Origin of the sequence: Aquisalinus luteolus, assembly GCF_009712425.2 — a bacterium.
Lineage (GTDB): Bacteria > Pseudomonadota > Alphaproteobacteria > Caulobacterales > Parvularculaceae > Aquisalinus > Aquisalinus luteolus.
Window position 1 is genome coordinate 677,112 of the sequence record NZ_VCJR02000001.1, and the last position, 16,733, is coordinate 693,844.

Below are 16,733 nucleotides of genomic sequence, written 5' to 3' on the forward strand. Positions count from 1 at the left end.
TTGGAAGCCCCACATCAGCGCCCAAGGTTATCGAAAGGGAGCTCAGCTGTGTATGGCTTCAACTTCAAAAGCGAATGGCTAAAGATAGGCAAGGTCGGGCCAAACTCTGGACCACGATATTCCTCTCAACATTATCAACCTAATAGTGCGCGGAGTAATTTGGCCAAAAGCTTGTTAAAGGATGTGGAAATGGTATCAGGCCAACATTTGCATGAACAAAACATCAGCGCGTGGATTTTCCAGAACGTTTCTCGATGCAATATCATATTTGAGAATATCTACTGTAATACTACCCTATCTCTTTTAGAATCTTATCTTCATCATCGACTCAAACCAAAATACGAAGGTTAGTTTTATACTTTGCGGTGTTTCACCGGGCCGGGTTTGTCAAGGATGAGGCAAATTATTGGGGATGGGACCCCAATGATTTGCCGAATGCCCGGCTCCGCCGGCGGCCCTCCGGGCCGTCCTTGACTAACCCAACCCGGCTCACAATTGGCCGCCGTGCCTGTAAAGGCATTCCATGCCTTACAGGCCTCGGCTGACTAATTTCCTCTAGCCCTCCACACGACCAGCGGGTTCGAATCTCTTCCACTCCGCCGCGTCCCGACAACAAAGACTCGCTGCAACGTCCCGGTGCCTGTACTCTCACCATAACCGCAACGAAAGGCACCACCGTGGGGAAAATCCGCGATGACATGGACCAGAGGCTGATCGACGCCATCGACAAGCATGGCTGGCAAGGCATGTCCGTGGCTTCCCGTGCCGACGAGCCGGACGATGGGCCGGCCTTTTGCTATTCCATCGGCTTCGAGACCAGCCTCGGCCTGCCAAACGTCATCATCTTCGGGCTTCGGACAAATGTCATGCACGGCATGCTCTGGCAGGTCTTCGACGCCCTCAAGGCAGGCCGCACCCTTGAAGACCGGTCGGTCTGGCCGGAGCCGCTGGAGGGCTATAAGTGCGAACTGCGGGCCGTCCACCGGACCAATCTGGTCTCCGATTATTTCGGCTACGGATTATGGTATCACGAGCGCTATCTGGAGCGGACCGACCCCTATAGCGCGTTCCAGCTGTTCTGGCCCGGCGTCGGCGAGAAGCTGCTGCCATGGGAGGAGGGGTGCCACGAGGATGTCATCGCCGCGCAACCCCGCCTCGACCTGCCGCACAAGGACCTGCATTGAGCGATCCTGCCTGTGTCCCCACCCAATCTTATCCCCGCGCCCCCGACCCCCGCTATAACCACCCCCAGGCCGGGTGAGGACCCGGCGGCGGTGCTCCATCCTCCCGTAACCTGCGGGCGAGGGCGGGGCGCATCAGGTTCCGGATTGCATGAGAGGGTGTGCGCAAGTCTCGCATCGTCGATCCGGGCGGTGTTCCGTACCTTGACAGTGCGGACGGGAGAGCTGGGTATCGGCCCCGCACCAGATCACCGCCGTGGGAGTGAGACGGAAAAGCAAACGATCCAGTGAATCGTTTGCCCGTCGAACGCCTTGCCCATACCACTAGACACATTGAAGGGCACTGCCCCGCTTCCACGAGCCCCCTTTATCGCGTCGAAGCCCAAAGGGCGAAGACGGATCATTCCCATACGCTCGCGGGGAAACCCGGCGGCGCTTTTCGTGCATGCTACCCCCGCACCGAACCATCGTCCCGCCCACCTGTTTCCTGCCTGATCACCAGTAGGAAACATCATGACCCGCATATTGCTCGCCGCCAGTGCCGCCATCGCCCTTATCGCCGCCTGTTCCGGCGAGCCGGAAGACGCTCCCGATCCACGCGCCCCGCAGGCCGACCCGGAGGAAATCTCCGAACGCGCCGCCGACGATGCCGCGCCCGCTTCGCAGACGCAGGGCGGCGACGGCTCCGCGCTGGTGCTCTCGCCCCTCACGGCGGCGGACCGGCGGGCCAACCAGCTCGATGGCGAGCTTGGCTGCGCCTTCACCCTGGCGGGCGATGACGCGCCGCTGTTCATCGGCGCGGGCTATGCCGGCGTCGACGAGCCCGCCTATGGCCTGATCAAGATCGCCAGCACGGTCGAGCGCGTGACGAGCCAGACGGCGGATGGCTTCGGCGGCATGGAGGATGGCGGGCGCTTTTCCGGCCGCGGCATGACGATCGAGATTTCGCCCACCGGCGAGGACCGCGCCGATCATGAAGGCCTGTTGCAGGACGCGACGCTGACCGCCATGCGTGGCGATGGCGCGGAGCGCACCTGGTCCGGCGACTGGACCTGCGGGCCGTAAGCGGCCCTTCACCGGAATGGGGGATAGCGCTGGCACCGGCGCGTGCTAGTCTCGCCTGGTCGAAAACGATCATCAGGGGGACAATCATGACACACACGCGCACCGCGCTCGCCGGGCTGGCCGCATCCATTCTCGCGACTACCGGCGCGGCCGCAGAAGACGCAGCAGACTGGACGCCGCAGGATTTTGCCGCCCTCGAGGCCATCATGACCGCCTCTGCCGACGATAGCGAACAGTCCGTCTACGCCCTCACGGTCAGCGAGGCGGGCTTTGCCGAGGAGATCGCCACCGGTGTGATCGGCTATCTCGACTCCGTCGACGAACCGTTCAATTTTACCGAAGCGCCCGACAGCGTGAAAATCGCCTGGATCCGGCTCGAGTTCCTGCGCGACCAGACCACCCCCGCAGGCTTTGCCGACGATATCGATGGCGAGGCGGTCTATCGCTCCCAGCAGGGCGGCTATCTCGTCGACTGCGCCACGCGCGAGCTTGCCCAGCACGGGCTGACCCGCTTTGCCCGCAACGATACCGAGGGCCGCGCCGTCTATTCCTGGCCGGGGGATTTCAACGTGCCGGTCGACACGTTCGATTTCGCCACCCCGGAGGAGGGTAGCCACACAGCCGGGCTCCTCGCCGCTGTGTGCGATAGCACCTTCGTCTATCTGCCAGCGGATTAGGGGGGCTTAGCAGCTGCCCTTGAAGGTCGCCGTAGAGCTCACCGACATCGACGCAGCATTATTGTCGTTGATGGCGCCACTGAGGAAAGTGAAGGATGTGATCGTATTGCCGTCATCCCTGATCGACGCGCTGACGGAGCCTGTCATCGTCACCCCGGCAGAGCCGCAAGAGGCGGACACGTTCATGGAATTGTCCGTATAGGTGGCACCGGTGAAGGAACAGCCCATCGGCAGGAAGAATTCCGGATAGAGCACGGCGTTATCCTTCTTGACGCACTGGGTCGTCGTGTTGACCTGTTCCGGCAGGTTCGTGGTGGTCTGGCCCGTGGTGGAGGACTGGGTCATGGTGCTCGTCATTTCCCACTTGCCAGGCTTGATCTCCGGCGCGGTGGTCCGCTCCTGCGCTGCATGCGCCACGATTATGCCCGTCGACATCAAGGCAGTTATGATGGTCAGGGTCGTTGCTTTCCGGGCTTTTGTCATTGATCTCTCTCTCTCTACTCAATTATTGGCGTACAGATTTGTGCTATTCTTCTGCGCCCGTCAATCATCCGTTCCGGGGAGGGTTTGTTGCGGTGCAGCGCTGCCTCCGCCGACCAATTGCGGTCGGTTGCTTTCCGGCGCATACTTCATGCCACGAAGAGGAGAGATCGTCATGAAACAGAAATTGCTTGTTGTCCTTACCGGATTTGTTGCTTCATCAGCCCTGCTGGTTTCCTCGGGAAATGCATTTGCGAGCCCTCAGGCAGATCAGTTGACGCCAGCCACAGCCCGGATCGCCGTGCAGAAATCCGACGATGGCGATACGGCGTATCAGCGCGGTTCCATCGTCTCCATCTACGTCAGTGCTCTGGGATCGGATAATTACGGAAAATATCGCGGTACCCTGACGCTCGATTTCCTCGGCACCGGTGCAATGGATTATAAATGGGGCGGGTCGACCTGCCCGGGGCGGGATCTGTCGGGCGAGCAGGTGCAGATGCTGGTCATGGCCCGGGCGCATGACCTGAAAGTCACGCCGGAGCATAAGCGCGGACAGGGCGGTGCCTTGTGCCTCACCGGTTTTACGCTTTCCGGCTAGGTGATCGGGGCAGGGTAAAAAAAGACCCGGGGCAACCTGTCGGTGCCCGGGTCAGGATAGTGCTTATGCGGGAGGGAAATACATAAGCATCGAGGGAAGGGTATGATCTATCGTGTACGGATTTCGCCATTCGCCCAATAGGTGCGGCCGGTGCGTTCATCGACATAGTAGTAGCGGCCTGCACCCTGATCGTAATAGCGGTCATCATTGCTGGCGACGCGGTCACCGCCGACATAGCAGCCACCCTGCTGGCGGCAGCCGGTATAGGCACCGACTGCGGCACCAAGAGCGCCACCGACAAGCGCGCCTGTGGTCTCGTCCCCGGCAACGGCGGCACCTGCTGCGGCACCTACGCCTGTGCCGATGGCGGCGTTGCGCTGGGCGGGTGTCATGTTCTGGCAGCCTGCAGCGGCGAGGGCTGCGGTGGATACTGCGGCTATGGCGAGATGGGATTTGTTGAAACGTGTCATAACTGAACCTGCTTTCATCATTTCTCTACTGGCGTATCGATGCCGTCGCACATGGAGCTGTCCGCTCCATCGCGCCGGGCTTATGTCTCGGCCAACAGGATGTCGCACATACCGTTCCGCAGAAAATGCAGATGATCCGGATGTGAAGGGATTGTAACCGTGTACGGCAGATCTGGTCAGGTGCGCCGCTTAGTCAGCGTGGCGAGGGCGACACCGCTCAGGATCAGCAGGCTCGCTATGGTAAAGCGCACTGTCAGTGGCTCGGACAGGAAGATGACACCACCTGCCGCGGCGATGGCCGGTACGCTCAGTTGCGCGATGCCCGCCTGCGTCGCCTTCAGCCCTGGCAGGGCGGCATACCAGACCGCATAGCCAAGGCCGGAAGCAATGGCACCGGACAGGGTGGCATAGGCGATGCCAGCGAACGCAGGCATCGGTTCAGGCATCATGGGTAACAAGGCTATGGCTGGCAGCACGGTGATGATGCAGGCACGCAGGAAATTTCCGGCTGTCTGCGCCGTCGGCTGGCGTGCGCCGCGCCCGATCAGGGAATAGACGCCCCAGGCGACGCCTGACAGTGCCATGGCGAGCATCGCAGGCAATGCCGACAGGCTGGCATTGCCAGCACCCGGCGCGATCAGCCACAACAGCGCCGACACCGCCACGGCCAGGCCGATCAGCTGGACAGGGGCGAGCCGCTCACCGCGAAAGACGCCCCAGCCGATCATGGTCATCTGTACGCAGGCAAAAAGGATCAGCGCCCCCAGCCCGGCGCCCAGCACGACATAGGCAAGCGAGAACAGGCCGGCATAGGCGGCGAGGGAGGCTCCACCGGTCCAGCTTCCGTGTCGAAGCGGGTTCAGGCGAAAGCGCCACATTGCCAGCCCCGCCAGCACCGCTGCGCCGCTGACGAGCCGGATCACCGTATAGGCAACCGGACCGATCGCGGCCCCGGCACCGCTGTCGATCAGCGCCAGTCGGGCGAACACGGAATTGGCGGCGAAGGCGATCATCGCCACGATTGTGAGGGCCAGGATGCGGGTCATGCGCGCACCATGGCCTGACGCGTTATCCCCGCCAAGCCCGGATGCACTATGCTCGCTGCGCTGTGATGACATCCCTCAACCAATAGGCTAGTCAGCGGCCATGGCCTCTAACCCTCACCACAACACCATCATCATCGGTGCCGGTGCCGCCGGCATGATGTGCGCAGCCCATTCAGGCGGCGACACGCTGGTGATCGACCATGCCAAGGCGCCGGGCGAGAAGATCCGCATTTCCGGTGGCGGGCGCTGCAACTTCACCAACATGCATGCGGGGGCGGACAATTTCATCTCGTCCAATCCCCACTTCGCCAAATCGGCACTGAAACGCTACACCCAGTGGGACTTCATCGGTCTCGTCGCCAGCCATGGCATTACGTATCACGAGAAGACGCTGGGCCAGCTGTTTTGCGATGACTCCTCGAAACAGATCGTCTCCATGCTGATGACCGAGATGGAGAAGGCGGGTGCGAAGCTCGTCCTGCGCACCGCTGTCGACAAGATCGAGAAGACGGAGAGCGGCTTTCGCCTGATGCTTTCCGGGGACCGGCAAGGCGCGGTGAGCTGCCAACACCTCGTCATTGCGACTGGCGGGCTGTCGATCCCGAAAATGGGTGCGACCGGCTTCGGCTACGATGTCGCAAGACAATTCGGACTACCGGTGACGCAGACCCGCGCCGGGCTCGTACCCTTCACCTTCGACGAGACGGTGATGAAGAATTTCAAGCCCATGGCCGGTGTCGCCTGCGATGCGCGGGTGACGACGGACAGGACGGCATTCGAGGAAGCCATGCTGTTTACCCATCGTGGGCTGTCGGGCCCCGCCATGCTGCAGGCATCGTCCTACTGGCGGGATGGGGAGGGCATCAGCGTTGCCCTGATGCCGGGTACGGATTTCTTCGGCCAGCTCAAGACCGTCCGCACCACCAATGGCAAGCGCGATATCTCTTCTGTCCTAGCGGAAATCCTGCCGCGACGCCTTGGCCAATATATGGCAGGCCTTGCAGGCGCCTCAGGCAATATTGCCGATTATTCGGACAAGAAGCTGCAGGCGCTTGCCGACCTTCTGTCCTGCTGGCAGCTGAAGCCAGCAGGCACCGAGGGCTATCGCACGGCGGAAGTCACTGTCGGCGGTGTCTCGACAGACGCGCTCAGTTCGCAGACAATGATGGCGCGCGATGTGCCGGGCCTCTATTTCATCGGCGAGGTCGTCGATGTTACAGGATGGCTCGGCGGCTACAATTTCCAGTGGGCCTGGTCGTCCGGCTGGGCCGCGGGCACCGCCATCGCCGCAGCGAAAGCGAGCTGACACAAACTATCCAAGGGAGGAGCCGTCATGGACTATCAGCCCTTTGTCGACGACAGGATTATCAGTACAGAGAGTCTTGGCGCCGGCACGTCCGGCAGCGGCACGACGCTGATCCGTCTGAGCCTGGAAGGCGGTGGCGACCTCGTCGCCAAGGAGGCGACAGGCAAATTCTCCGGTCTCGACTTGGAGGGCTGGATGCTCGGTTATCTGGCCGAGCATGCTGATTTCCCGGTGCCCGCTGTCTACCATGCCGAGGACCGCCTGCTGATCATGGATTACCTGCCATCCGGCGGATTGATGAGCGCGTCATGCGAGGAGGAAGTGGCAGACGCCGTCGCGGCCCTGCACCGCGTGAAGGCCGAGCAGTATGGCCTTGAGCGTGATACCGTCATCGGTCCCTTGCCGCAGCCCAATGCTGAGAGCGATGACTGGCGCGCGTTCTTCGCAGAGCATCGTCTCCTGCATATGGGTCGCAAGGCGCTGGAGGAGGGGCGGATGGATCAGGGTGTGCTCATCCGGCTGGAACGCGTCTGCGCCCGTCTCGATGACCTGATTCCCGATCCCGCCCCGCCGACGCTTATTCATGGCGATCTCTGGGGCGGCAATGTGTTGTGCGGTTCAGATGGCCTGTCCGGCTTCATCGACCCGGCGATCTATTATGCCGACCCTGAAATAGAGCTCGCTTTCATGACGCTGTTCGGCACGGTGGGGGACCGGTTCTTCCGCCGCTATGGCGCGCACCATGCGATACGGCCGGGCTTTTTCGAGATCCGCCGCGATCTCTACAACCTCTATCCGCTGCTGGTGCATGTGCGTCTGTTCGGCGGCGGCTATCTCGGCCAGGTCCAGTCGATCCTTCGCCGGCTGACCTGAACAACTGCGGCAGCGCGTCCTGCCGCCATTGCGCTTTTGATTTGCAAATCATTCTCAATTGTGATTGGTACCGCGCTATGACAGACACCATTACCATCAGGGATCTGAAGCGCGGCGAGCATGCCTCTGTCACCGGCTTCACGGATGCACAAGCCCCCATCGTGCGCGAATTGCGCGAGATCGGGTTTTCGGAGGGCGACGACATCGAAGTGCTGGCGCTCGGCGCCTTCGGGGCGACACCGATCTCTGTGCGCCTCAACCGCACCATCATTGCCCTGCGCGGCGGTGAGGCGGCGATGATCGAGGTCGCGCGCCGCTGATGACTGTACTTGAGGATATCGTCACCGACGAAAACACGTCGGGCCAAATGGATGTGCCGGAAAAGACCGGTCCGCGCACCATCGCCCTTGTCGGCGCGCCCAATGCCGGCAAGTCGACCCTGTTCAACGGGCTGACCGGCGGCAATGCCAAGGTCGCCAACTATCCGGGCGTGACCGTAGAGACCCGGGTCGGGCTGTTCGAGACGCCCGCCGGATCGCAGTTCAACCTGATCGACCTGCCGGGCATTTACGGCCTGTCGGCCCGCTCAGTCGATGCACGTGTCGCCCTGTCGGTCATCCAGGGCCAGACCGAGGCGTTCAATACGCCGGACCTGATGTTCGTCGTCATCGACGCCGCCCAGCTGCGCACGCATCTGCAGACCGTGCTGCAGATGCAGTCCCTCGGCAAGCCGATGATCGTCGTCCTCAACATGATGGACCTCGCCACCCGCGACGGGCTGGAGATCGATGCCGCAAAGCTTGAGGAAAAGCTCGGCGTGCCGGTCGTTGCAGCGACCTCGACCCGCAAGGCAGGCCGCGCCGATCTGCTCAAACGCCTCGACGAGGTGATGGCTAGTGAGACGACGCTGCAGGAAAGCGCCGCCGAGGAACCGGACCTGCGCCACGTCCAGACGACGGCACGGCAGCTCGCTTCGGAAGTGATCCTGCACGAGCCGGGTCTCAACAAGCTGACGCGTACCCTCGACAACATCCTGCTGCATCCGGTTGCTGGCACCTTCCTGCTCGCGGCGATCCTGTTCTTCGTCTTTCAGGCGGTGTTCTCCTGGTCGACAGTGCCGATGGACATGATCGACGGGTCGATCGGCGCGTTGTCGGGCTGGCTCGCCGGCGTCCTTCCCGATAACTGGATACAGAGCCTGCTGGTCGACGGCATCATCGCCGGGGTCGGCAGCGTGGTGATCTTCCTGCCACAGATCATCATCCTGTTCCTGTTCATCCTGCTGATGGAGATGACCGGCTACATGGCCCGTGCGGCTTTCCTCATGGACGAGCTGATGCTGAAGGTCGGTCTGAACGGGCGAGCCTTCATCCCCCTCTTGTCGAGCTTTGCATGCGCCATTCCCGGCATGATGGCGGCCCGCGTGCTGGAAAGCGAGCGCGACCGGCTGACGACTATTCTCATTGCACCGCTGATGACCTGCTCGGCACGCCTGCCGGTCTATACCCTGCTGATTGCCGCCTTCATCCCGCCGACGGCAGTAGGCGGGCTCTTCAACCTGCAGGGCATCGTCATGTTTGCCCTCTATCTCATCGGCATCCTGTCGGCCATCCTCGTTGCTTTCGTCCTGCGCAAGACACTGACGAAGGGTGAGACCCAGCCGCTGATCATGGAACTGCCGACCTACAAGATGCCCGATCCGTGGGAGCTTCTGTTGGGCCTTTGGCAGCGCGCCAAGATCTTCCTGCGCCGCGCCGGTACAATCATCTTCGCCGTCTCTATCGTGTTGTGGGTCCTGATCTCCTATCCGGGTGATACTCTGCGCACGTCTTTTGCCGGCATGATCGGTCGGGTGATCGAGCCCATTTTTGCGCCTATCGGCTTCAACCTGGAAATGGTCATCGCGCTGGTGCCGGGCATGGCCGCTAGGGAAGTTGCCGTCGGGGCACTCGGCACGGTCTACGCTGTTGCCGACGCTGAGGAGAACACGCAAGGCCTTGCCGAGGCGCTGCAATCGGCCTGGTCGCTACCGACCGCGCTGGCCTTCCTCGCCTGGTACATCTTCGCCCCGCAATGCATCTCGACGATTGCAGTTGCCCGGCGGGAGACGAACTCGCGTGGCTGGACGGCGCTGATGGTCATCTACCTCTTTGCGCTCGCCTATATTTCGGCAGGGCTGACCTATTGGGGTGCTCGCAGTCTCGGCCTCTAGGGTATCGGGCGGCGTGGCTTCGGGGAACGCCAACAGCAGGGCCGGTGTTCAGACTGCGGTATCGATATGCAGTCTACCCGTAACATCCTTCTGGCGGTCTTTCTGCCCTCCATCCTGCTGGCTGCCGCCCTGATCTGGGCGACCACGCGGCCCGCCATCATGACACCGATAACCGAGCGGGTGACCAGCCTGGTTACTGGCCACGAGACACGGATCGGAAGTGCCTGGCTCCGGTGGAATGATGGACCGGTCTATGCCATCCGCGAGATAGATATCGCCGACCGTCTTCAGGCAAGTACAATAGACCTGCGTCCGAACTGGTTCGGGTTCTTGCCAGGCATCACCATGGTTCGGTCGGTCAATGCAGACAGTGGCACCGTAATCATCGAACGCACTGGCGGCGGTTCGATGAGCACGAATTACGAAAGATATATCGACCAGGTTTCGCTCACCGGCATCGATGTCGTGATCCGGCGGGCATCAGCGACCACACGCTTTCGCATTGTCGATGGCAGCGGCTCCCTGCGCGGCGGCACACTGTCACTTGATGCGGTGGCAGGCGATGGTCGTGTCTATTTCCGCGGCGATGGCAAGCTAACTATCGTCGAGACGATTGAAGGTGATGTCACTGTCGAGGGCGATAACCTCGCCACTGTTGCTGAGGCCCTCGGTATCGCCGCGCCAGACGTACCGCCTTTCACCTTGAACGGGCGCCTCGCGGTCAATTCCGATAACTGGGACCTGACCGGCATTTCGGGCGAGATCGGTGACAGCGATATAGGCGGTGGGCTGACGATCTATTTCGAGGAACCCCGGCCGCTCATCGAAGCGGAGCTGACTTCCGAAACGCTCGACTTCGACGATCTCGGTGTGATCATCGGCTTGCCCAGTGCCAATGAAGATGGTGCGGAGCTGAACGAGGCTCAGGAAGCGGCCAACACCAAGTACCAGCAGAGCGACCGGTTCATACCGGATGCCAGCATTGACTTCAGCCGCCTGTCTGTCGTCGATGCAGATGTCTCTTACAGTGCTGCGAATGTTATCGATGCACCGTTCAGCATTTCCGCGTTCAACCTTGGCCTGACGATCGAAGAGAGCCTGCTGACTATCGAAGACTTCACTGCAAATATGGTGGACGGCCAGATGTCGCTGTCCGGCACGGTGAATGCCCGCGAGCAACCGGCACGCAGTGACCTTGCAGGCACTTTCAGCAATCTGGATCTGGAAGAGATCGTGCCGGACCGGATGGCCCGCGGCAAGATCGAGGGCCGTCTCGATCTGGCATTGACCGGTAGCGACTTCCGCACGGCGTTCGGCAATGCCAATGGCAGTGTCACTTTCTGGGCAGAGGATGCGCGGCTGGCGGCTGTGCCTGTCGAGGCAGCAGGGCTCGATCTTGGCGAGGCTGTCGTGACGCTTGCCGGGCAGGACAGGGACGATCCTGTCTATGTCGAAGCGCCATGTCTTGTGGCGAGCCTCGACATCGCCGATGGCATCGGCACGGCGAGCCCTATAGTCGCGGATACGGAAGATTCCGTCGTGCTCGCCAAGGGCACAGTCAATCTGCGCGACGAAACCCTGAACCTCGACGTGGAAGCGGACGCCAAGGACTTCTCGTGGGGCACCCTGATGGGGGACATCAATATCGGCGGCAAATGGCGCGATCCTTCGATCAGCGTCGATGCAAGCGGTGGCGCCGCGCAGGCGCTTTTTGCCGGGCTGCTGGGCACACTCGCATCCCCGCTTGCGGCGCTGCCGTTTTTCGAAACCGGCGATGGTGAGGATGTTCCCTGCCAGTCCCTGCTGCGGCGTGCCCGTTCAGGCAGCAGTGAATGAAGGCTATTTGTCCTTCGCGGGCGGCAGATAGGGGAACCAGCTGATATCGATGCTCTCGAACCGGTTGATGAAGCTGACAGCCTCTCTCATATAGGCTTCATCAAGTATCTGCATCTTGCCCGTCGAGCGCTTCAGGGCGCCTTGCTCCTGCAAGCTGCTCAACGCATTGCTGACCGATACGTTTGTCAGCCCGACGGCATCGGCAAGGTCGAACTGGGTCATGGGGAAATCGAAAATGTTGCCTTCTGCCTGGTCGATCATCCGTAACCGGACAAGGGTCGAGAGCAGGAAGTGGATCACCCTGTCACGAGCGTTCATCCGCCCCAGCACACGCAGCCTGTCGGTGTGCGTTTTCTGATCGACCATCATCAGGCTCAGCAGGAAACCGGTCAGGCGCGGTGTCTTGTGGAAGATGTCCTGGATGTGGCCATGGGTCAGCATGCACAGGCTGCAGTCGGTCAGCGACTTGAGCTCATAGGTAAAGCTTGGCAGCGGCATGTCGCAGAAGCCGATGATGTCACCGGGCAGGTGGACCTGTAATACCTGTCGGCGACCGTCCGGCATGATCGTGTAGGACAGGAGCCATCCTGACTGCACGACAAACAGATTGTCTGCGGCCCGCCCTTCGCGCACTACCTCGCTATTGCGGGCTATGCGTCGCGGCTGGTTGTCTAGTGATCCAAGGAGCTCCCGTTCATCCTCGTTCAGGTTCAGGTATTTCCCGGCCAGTATGGCTAGGGGGCTTTCGCCTCTTCTTGTTCGCACCATTGTTTCCTATGAAGGTGGTAGGGGACGTCAGCGAACAGGTATCGAACAGTTGGCGAGTTTTGCCATTAAGATAGATTAAAGGGACCCCTGAAACTGTAAAAAGGTGCTTGAGGGCAACAATCCAAGTTAAAGAAGGCCACCATTGCTATGAAAGACAAACCCGTTCTGGGCGATCCTTTGCCCGCCACTCATCCTGACGAGAATTTCTTGTCTATGCTCCAGCAGCGCAGGTCGACGACTGCTGCCATGATGACGGGGCCGGGACCCGACTCCGATCAGTTGACTACCATTCTGGATATCGCATCGCGGGTTCCCGATCATCGCCGGGTCGTGCCATATCGATTTGTGATTTTTGAGGGAGGTGCTCGACAAAACGCAGGCGATATCCTGTCGGCAGCCTATGGAAAGCAGAATCCCGGAGCGGAAAAGGCAGCGATGGAGTTGGAGGCCGCGCGTTTCCTGCGTGCGCCTGTGGTCGTTGCCGTCGTCGCGAGAACCGATCCCGGCCACAAGACACCGGAATGGGAACAGGTCCTGTGTTGCGGGGCTGCGTGCCACAACATGCTGCTGGCCGCGAGCGCTTCTGGTTTTGCCGCCCAATGGCTGACCGAGTGGTACGCCTATGACCGCGAGGTCCTGGCCGCCTTTGGCCTGTCGGAAGAAGAGCGCATAGCCGGCTTCATCTATATCGGCACGGCCAAGGAAGATCCGCTCGAACGCCCCCGGGTCGAGGCGTCGGATATCACTACGCACTGGCAGCGCTGACCGGCTATTTCCACACGGTGTTCAACGCCTCGGCGAGATACGTAATCTTGTCCTCGCTGAGCGCAGCGAAGTTCAGCCGCCCCGACGGCATCAGATAGACAGCGTGATCTTGTTCCAGCGTCAGCCGCTGTTCGTCGCTTAACGGCAGGCAGGAAAACATGCCTTTCTGGCGCAGCATGTATCGGCTGTCGAAATCGGGCAGGGCAGTGGTGAAATGATCGACCGTCAGCTGCCGCAGGCGCTGTACATGGGTGCGGGCCGTCTCCAGCTCTGCCTGCCAAGCCGCTTTCAGCGAGGCGTCCGACATGATGTGGGTGATGACGGCAGCTCCGAGGTCCGGTGGCATGAAGTAAAGCCCGCGGATAAGGTCGCCCATGTGCAGCCATGCCTCTTCCGCCCCGCGTCCGCCCTCAGGGTGCAGCAGCATCAGCGCGCCGACGCGGTCGCGATAGACCGCAAAGGATTTTGAGGATGAGACGGCAATCATCATCTCCGGCATGTGGGCTGCCATGTGACGCAGGCCCGCTGCATCCGCCTCGATCCCGTCACCATAGCCCTGATAGGCACTGTCGACGAGGGGCATGAGCTTTCTCTGCAGGCAGAACTCGGTCAGTACACGCCATTGATCGAGGGACAGGTCTGCCCCTGTGGGGTTGTGACAAGCGGCATGGATGACGACGATATCGCCCGCCTTTGCCTTGCCCAACCCATCTAGCATCGCATCGAAATCGAGCGTTCCCGACTGCCAGTCGTAATAGGGGTGCCAGGCAACCTTCAGCCCGGCGCGGGTGAAAAAATCGACCTGGTGCAGCCAGACCGGGTCGCTGAACCAGATTGTCGTGTCCGGCGCGAGGTCGCGGATCAGTTCTGCGGCAACCCTCAGTGCCGCCCCGGCGCCGGGTGTCTGCGCCGTTTTCAGCCGACCGCTGTCGATCACGGGATGATCATCCCCCAGCACCAGCCGCTCGATGGCGCCGGCATAGGCCATATTGCCGAGTGGGCCGACATAAGCCTTCGTCTGCTGGCTGGCGATGACATCCGCCTCTGCCTGGCGCACGGCGTTCATCACCGGGGCAGCACCATGCCGGTCGCGGTACACCCCGATTGACAGGTTCATCACCTCCGGGCGGTTGTCTGCCGCGCAACGCCGGAAGATGCCCTCGATGATGTCGTCCTGATAATCTGTCAGCTTGTCGAACATGCAATCGCCTTAGCCGCTTTTTCACGCTGCAAGCAATACTGCCCTTTCCTGCAGGTAATATTATCGTGAATGCCGCCGGTAACTCTGGAAGACAGGCGGCATCGCACTAGATTCTTGTGCGAACAGGAACGAAGGAAACCTCCATGTCTTTACTTACAAGAACAACTTGCTCCTTTTTCGCTATTGGCTTGCTGCTCGCTGCCTGTGGCAACGAGCCTGAAGCAACGGAACCGGCGGCTGATGAAACGGTCGTTGAGACCGAAGAGGCCACTACAGAAACCCTTGAAACAGTCGCCGATGCCGACGCAGAGGCCACCCCGGCACCGGCCGGCGTCGACTACACCGCCGCCGAAAGCGGGACCTATACCGAGGATGACGGCCATGCCTATATCGTCTTCAGCTATGACCATCTCGGCTTTTCCAAGCCGATCGTGCGCTGGGGCGACTGGGATGCCAACCTGAACTGGGATGCGGACAATCCCGAGAATTCGACCCTCGACGTCACCATTGATGCGACAAGCGTCGATACCGGCGTTGCCGACTTCAACGACCATCTGAATTCGGCCGACTTCTTCAACACAGCCGAATATCCGCAGATCACCTTCACCACAACGGCCCTCGAAGTGACAGGCGCCGACAGCGGTATCCTCACCGGTGACCTGACGATCAAGGACACGACGCAGCCGGTCACCATGGACGTGACGATCAACAAGGCGGGCTTCGAGGAACGCGGCAATGTCTACAAGCTCGGCTTTTCGGGTCGCACGACGCTTCTGCGCTCCGATTTCGGGCTCGACGCCTATGTCCCGAATGTCAGTGACGAGGTTGACGTGGTTGTCGAGGCCGAATTCGAGAAGCCGGCCTGATTGTGAAGTATCCGGCAACGATAAGCTGCCGGATCGGCAATTAATTTACGGCTTGAGAATTGTTAGATGAAAGGCGGGGGCAGAGAAGTCGCCCTCCCACAGGATCAAACCCATTCACCAGAACACACTGGAGACCGACCATGAAGAAACAGCTTTCCCTCAGCGCCGCCATCCTTGCCGGTGCGCTCGCTTTTGCCCCGATTTCCAACCTTGCCTTCGCACAGGACACGGCCCCCGCCGGTACCTATGCCGAGGACGATGCCCACGCCTATATCTATTTCACCTATGACCACCAAGGCTATTCCGCGCCCTATCTGCGGTTCAACGACTTCGCTGTCGAAGTGAACTATGACCCGGCAAACGTTACGGCCAGCACGGTCAATGTCACCATCGATGCCGCCAGCATCGACAGCGGCGTTGCAGATTTTGACGATCACCTGAACTCGGCCGACTTCTTCGAGACCGAGACCTATCCGGAAATCACCTTCGTCAGCACCGGCCTGACCCAGGCAACCGAGACGACCGGGACCCTGACCGGCGACCTGACCATCAAGGGTATTACCAAGCCGGTGACCCTTGATGTTACGCTCAACAAGATCGGTACGACCATGCAGGGCGATACGCCGAAAATGGGCTTCTCCGCCAAGGGCACTGTCCTGCGCTCGGATTTCGATGTCGACGCCTATGTCCCTTACGTCAGTGACGAGGTCGACCTGATCATCGAGATCGAGCTGGAAAAGTCCGAGTAAGGAAGACCGGTTCAATGGGGAGGGCCTGAAACGGCTCTCCCATTTCAGGATAAACCGCCATGTCGACCACAGTGCTCAATTCACCGGACCGGTACACGACAGTCGCCGTTACCCTGCACTGGCTCATCGCCGTGCTGATCATCGGCCAGATCGCCGGTGGTCTCTACATGCACAATCTGCCTGCGACGACCTGGAAGTTCGAACTCTACCAGTGGCATAAATCCTTCGGCATCACTGTGCTGCTGCTCTCTCTTGCCCGCCTCGGCTGGCGGCTGACCCACAAGGCCCCCGCGCTGCCCGAAGGCATGAAAAGCTGGGAAAAGCTTGCCGCGCGGTTCACGCATGTTGCTTTTTATTTCCTTATCATCGCCGTACCGCTGGCCGGCTGGCTGATGGTCTCCGCGTCGCCCTATGACTTGCCGACGGTCCTGTTCAAGCTGATACCGTGGCCGCATGTGCCCGGCATTCCGCAGGATGCAGCGCTGGAAGGCATCTTCAAGGAAGTGCATGAGTACATGGCCTTTGCCATCATTGCCCTCCTGGTCCTGCACATTGGCGCGGCCCTGAAACATCATTTCATCAACCGGGACGGGGTATTGGCCCGCATGATCCCGTTACTGAACAAGAAAGGATAAGA

Annotated in this window: 18 protein-coding genes; 13 read left to right on the forward strand and 5 right to left on the reverse strand. The window is 60.7% G+C overall.

All coding sequences use genetic code 11. From position 1 onward, the window contains the following. Nucleotides 1-698 precede the first annotated feature (698 nt). From FF098_RS03040 to FF098_RS03050, 3 genes are all read left to right on the forward strand, one after another. Nucleotides 699-1,184: a DUF4262 domain-containing protein gene (locus FF098_RS03040; RefSeq protein ID WP_155137186.1), complete on the forward strand. Its 486-nt coding sequence runs from the start codon at nucleotides 699-701 to the stop codon at nucleotides 1,182-1,184. A 510-nt stretch (nucleotides 1,185-1,694) separates the two neighbouring features. After that, entirely contained in the window at nucleotides 1,695-2,246 is a 552-nt protein-coding gene (locus FF098_RS03045) for a hypothetical protein (RefSeq protein ID WP_155137189.1), read from the forward strand. A gap of 86 nt (nucleotides 2,247-2,332) precedes the next feature. Then, nucleotides 2,333-2,923: a hypothetical protein gene (locus FF098_RS03050; protein WP_155137192.1), complete on the forward strand. Its 591-nt coding sequence runs from the start codon at nucleotides 2,333-2,335 to the stop codon at nucleotides 2,921-2,923. 6 nt (nucleotides 2,924-2,929) lie between these two features. On the opposite strand, the gene FF098_RS03055 is transcribed toward FF098_RS03050, so the two are convergent. Continuing rightward, nucleotides 2,930-3,406: a DUF3617 domain-containing protein gene (locus FF098_RS03055; RefSeq protein WP_155137194.1), complete on the reverse strand. Its 477-nt coding sequence runs from the start codon at nucleotides 3,404-3,406 to the stop codon at nucleotides 2,930-2,932. A 172-nt stretch (nucleotides 3,407-3,578) separates the two neighbouring features. Between FF098_RS03055 and FF098_RS03060 the strand changes: the two genes are divergently transcribed. Beyond that, nucleotides 3,579-4,004, forward strand: coding sequence for a hypothetical protein (locus FF098_RS03060; RefSeq protein WP_155137197.1), 426 nt, complete (start codon nucleotides 3,579-3,581; stop codon nucleotides 4,002-4,004). Between the two features lie 107 nt (nucleotides 4,005-4,111). Here the strand turns inward: FF098_RS03060 and FF098_RS17490 are convergent, their stop codons facing one another. Continuing rightward, nucleotides 4,112-4,474, reverse strand: a complete 363-nt coding sequence (locus FF098_RS17490) for a hypothetical protein (protein ID WP_155137199.1) — start codon at nucleotides 4,472-4,474, stop codon at nucleotides 4,112-4,114. 176 nt (nucleotides 4,475-4,650) lie between these two features. Next, nucleotides 4,651-5,520 carry a DMT family transporter gene (locus tag FF098_RS03070; protein WP_155137202.1) on the reverse strand — a complete coding sequence of 290 codons (870 nt, stop codon included), beginning with the start codon at nucleotides 5,518-5,520 and terminating at the stop codon, nucleotides 4,651-4,653. Nucleotides 5,521-5,620: 100 nt separating this feature from the next. On the opposite strand from FF098_RS03070, the gene FF098_RS03075 reads away from it, so the two are divergent. The 5 genes from FF098_RS03075 to FF098_RS03095 all read left to right on the forward strand — a co-directional run bounded on the left by FF098_RS03075 (nucleotide 5,621) and on the right by FF098_RS03095 (nucleotide 11,747). Then, nucleotides 5,621-6,826 carry a BaiN/RdsA family NAD(P)/FAD-dependent oxidoreductase gene (locus tag FF098_RS03075; protein WP_155137205.1) on the forward strand — a complete coding sequence of 402 codons (1,206 nt, stop codon included), beginning with the start codon at nucleotides 5,621-5,623 and terminating at the stop codon, nucleotides 6,824-6,826. A gap of 27 nt (nucleotides 6,827-6,853) precedes the next feature. Further along, complete coding sequence (locus tag FF098_RS03080) at nucleotides 6,854-7,699, forward strand: fructosamine kinase family protein (RefSeq protein ID WP_155137208.1); 846 nt, start codon at nucleotides 6,854-6,856, stop codon at nucleotides 7,697-7,699. 77 nt (nucleotides 7,700-7,776) lie between these two features. Further along, entirely contained in the window at nucleotides 7,777-8,019 is a 243-nt protein-coding gene (locus FF098_RS03085; protein WP_155137211.1) for a FeoA family protein, read from the forward strand. Further along, the gene (feoB, locus tag FF098_RS03090; RefSeq protein WP_205967352.1) at nucleotides 8,019-9,911 is read left to right on the forward strand and encodes a ferrous iron transport protein B; all 1,893 of its coding nucleotides are present in this window, start codon (nucleotides 8,019-8,021) and stop codon (nucleotides 9,909-9,911) included. The genes FF098_RS03085 and feoB overlap by 1 nt, the downstream gene beginning before the upstream one ends. Before the next feature lie 66 nt (nucleotides 9,912-9,977). Continuing rightward, nucleotides 9,978-11,747, forward strand: coding sequence for an AsmA family protein (locus FF098_RS03095; protein ID WP_155137214.1), 1,770 nt, complete (start codon nucleotides 9,978-9,980; stop codon nucleotides 11,745-11,747). 3 nt (nucleotides 11,748-11,750) lie between these two features. Here the strand turns inward: FF098_RS03095 and FF098_RS03100 are convergent, their stop codons facing one another. Beyond that, on the reverse strand, nucleotides 11,751-12,515 hold the full coding sequence (locus tag FF098_RS03100; protein ID WP_155137217.1) for a Crp/Fnr family transcriptional regulator: 765 nt from the start codon (nucleotides 12,513-12,515) through the stop codon (nucleotides 11,751-11,753). A gap of 147 nt (nucleotides 12,516-12,662) precedes the next feature. Here FF098_RS03100 and FF098_RS03105 point away from each other — a divergent pair, with 147 nt between their 5' ends. Then, nucleotides 12,663-13,280, forward strand: a complete 618-nt coding sequence (locus FF098_RS03105) for a nitroreductase family protein (protein WP_155137220.1) — start codon at nucleotides 12,663-12,665, stop codon at nucleotides 13,278-13,280. A 4-nt stretch (nucleotides 13,281-13,284) separates the two neighbouring features. Here the strand turns inward: FF098_RS03105 and FF098_RS03110 are convergent, their stop codons facing one another. Next, nucleotides 13,285-14,481 carry an amino acid aminotransferase gene (locus FF098_RS03110; RefSeq protein WP_155137223.1) on the reverse strand — a complete coding sequence of 399 codons (1,197 nt, stop codon included), beginning with the start codon at nucleotides 14,479-14,481 and terminating at the stop codon, nucleotides 13,285-13,287. 143 nt (nucleotides 14,482-14,624) lie between these two features. Between FF098_RS03110 and FF098_RS03115 the strand changes: the two genes are divergently transcribed. The 3 genes from FF098_RS03115 to FF098_RS03125 all read left to right on the forward strand — a co-directional run bounded on the left by FF098_RS03115 (nucleotide 14,625) and on the right by FF098_RS03125 (nucleotide 16,731). Continuing rightward, nucleotides 14,625-15,347 (forward strand): YceI family protein, encoded by a 723-nt coding sequence (locus tag FF098_RS03115; protein ID WP_155137226.1) that lies wholly within the window; start codon nucleotides 14,625-14,627, stop codon nucleotides 15,345-15,347. A gap of 140 nt (nucleotides 15,348-15,487) precedes the next feature. Next, on the forward strand, nucleotides 15,488-16,096 hold the full coding sequence (locus FF098_RS03120; protein WP_155137229.1) for a YceI family protein: 609 nt from the start codon (nucleotides 15,488-15,490) through the stop codon (nucleotides 16,094-16,096). Nucleotides 16,097-16,155: 59 nt separating this feature from the next. Next, nucleotides 16,156-16,731: a cytochrome b gene (locus FF098_RS03125; protein ID WP_155137232.1), complete on the forward strand. Its 576-nt coding sequence runs from the start codon at nucleotides 16,156-16,158 to the stop codon at nucleotides 16,729-16,731. Nucleotides 16,732-16,733: the final 2 nt, after the last annotated feature.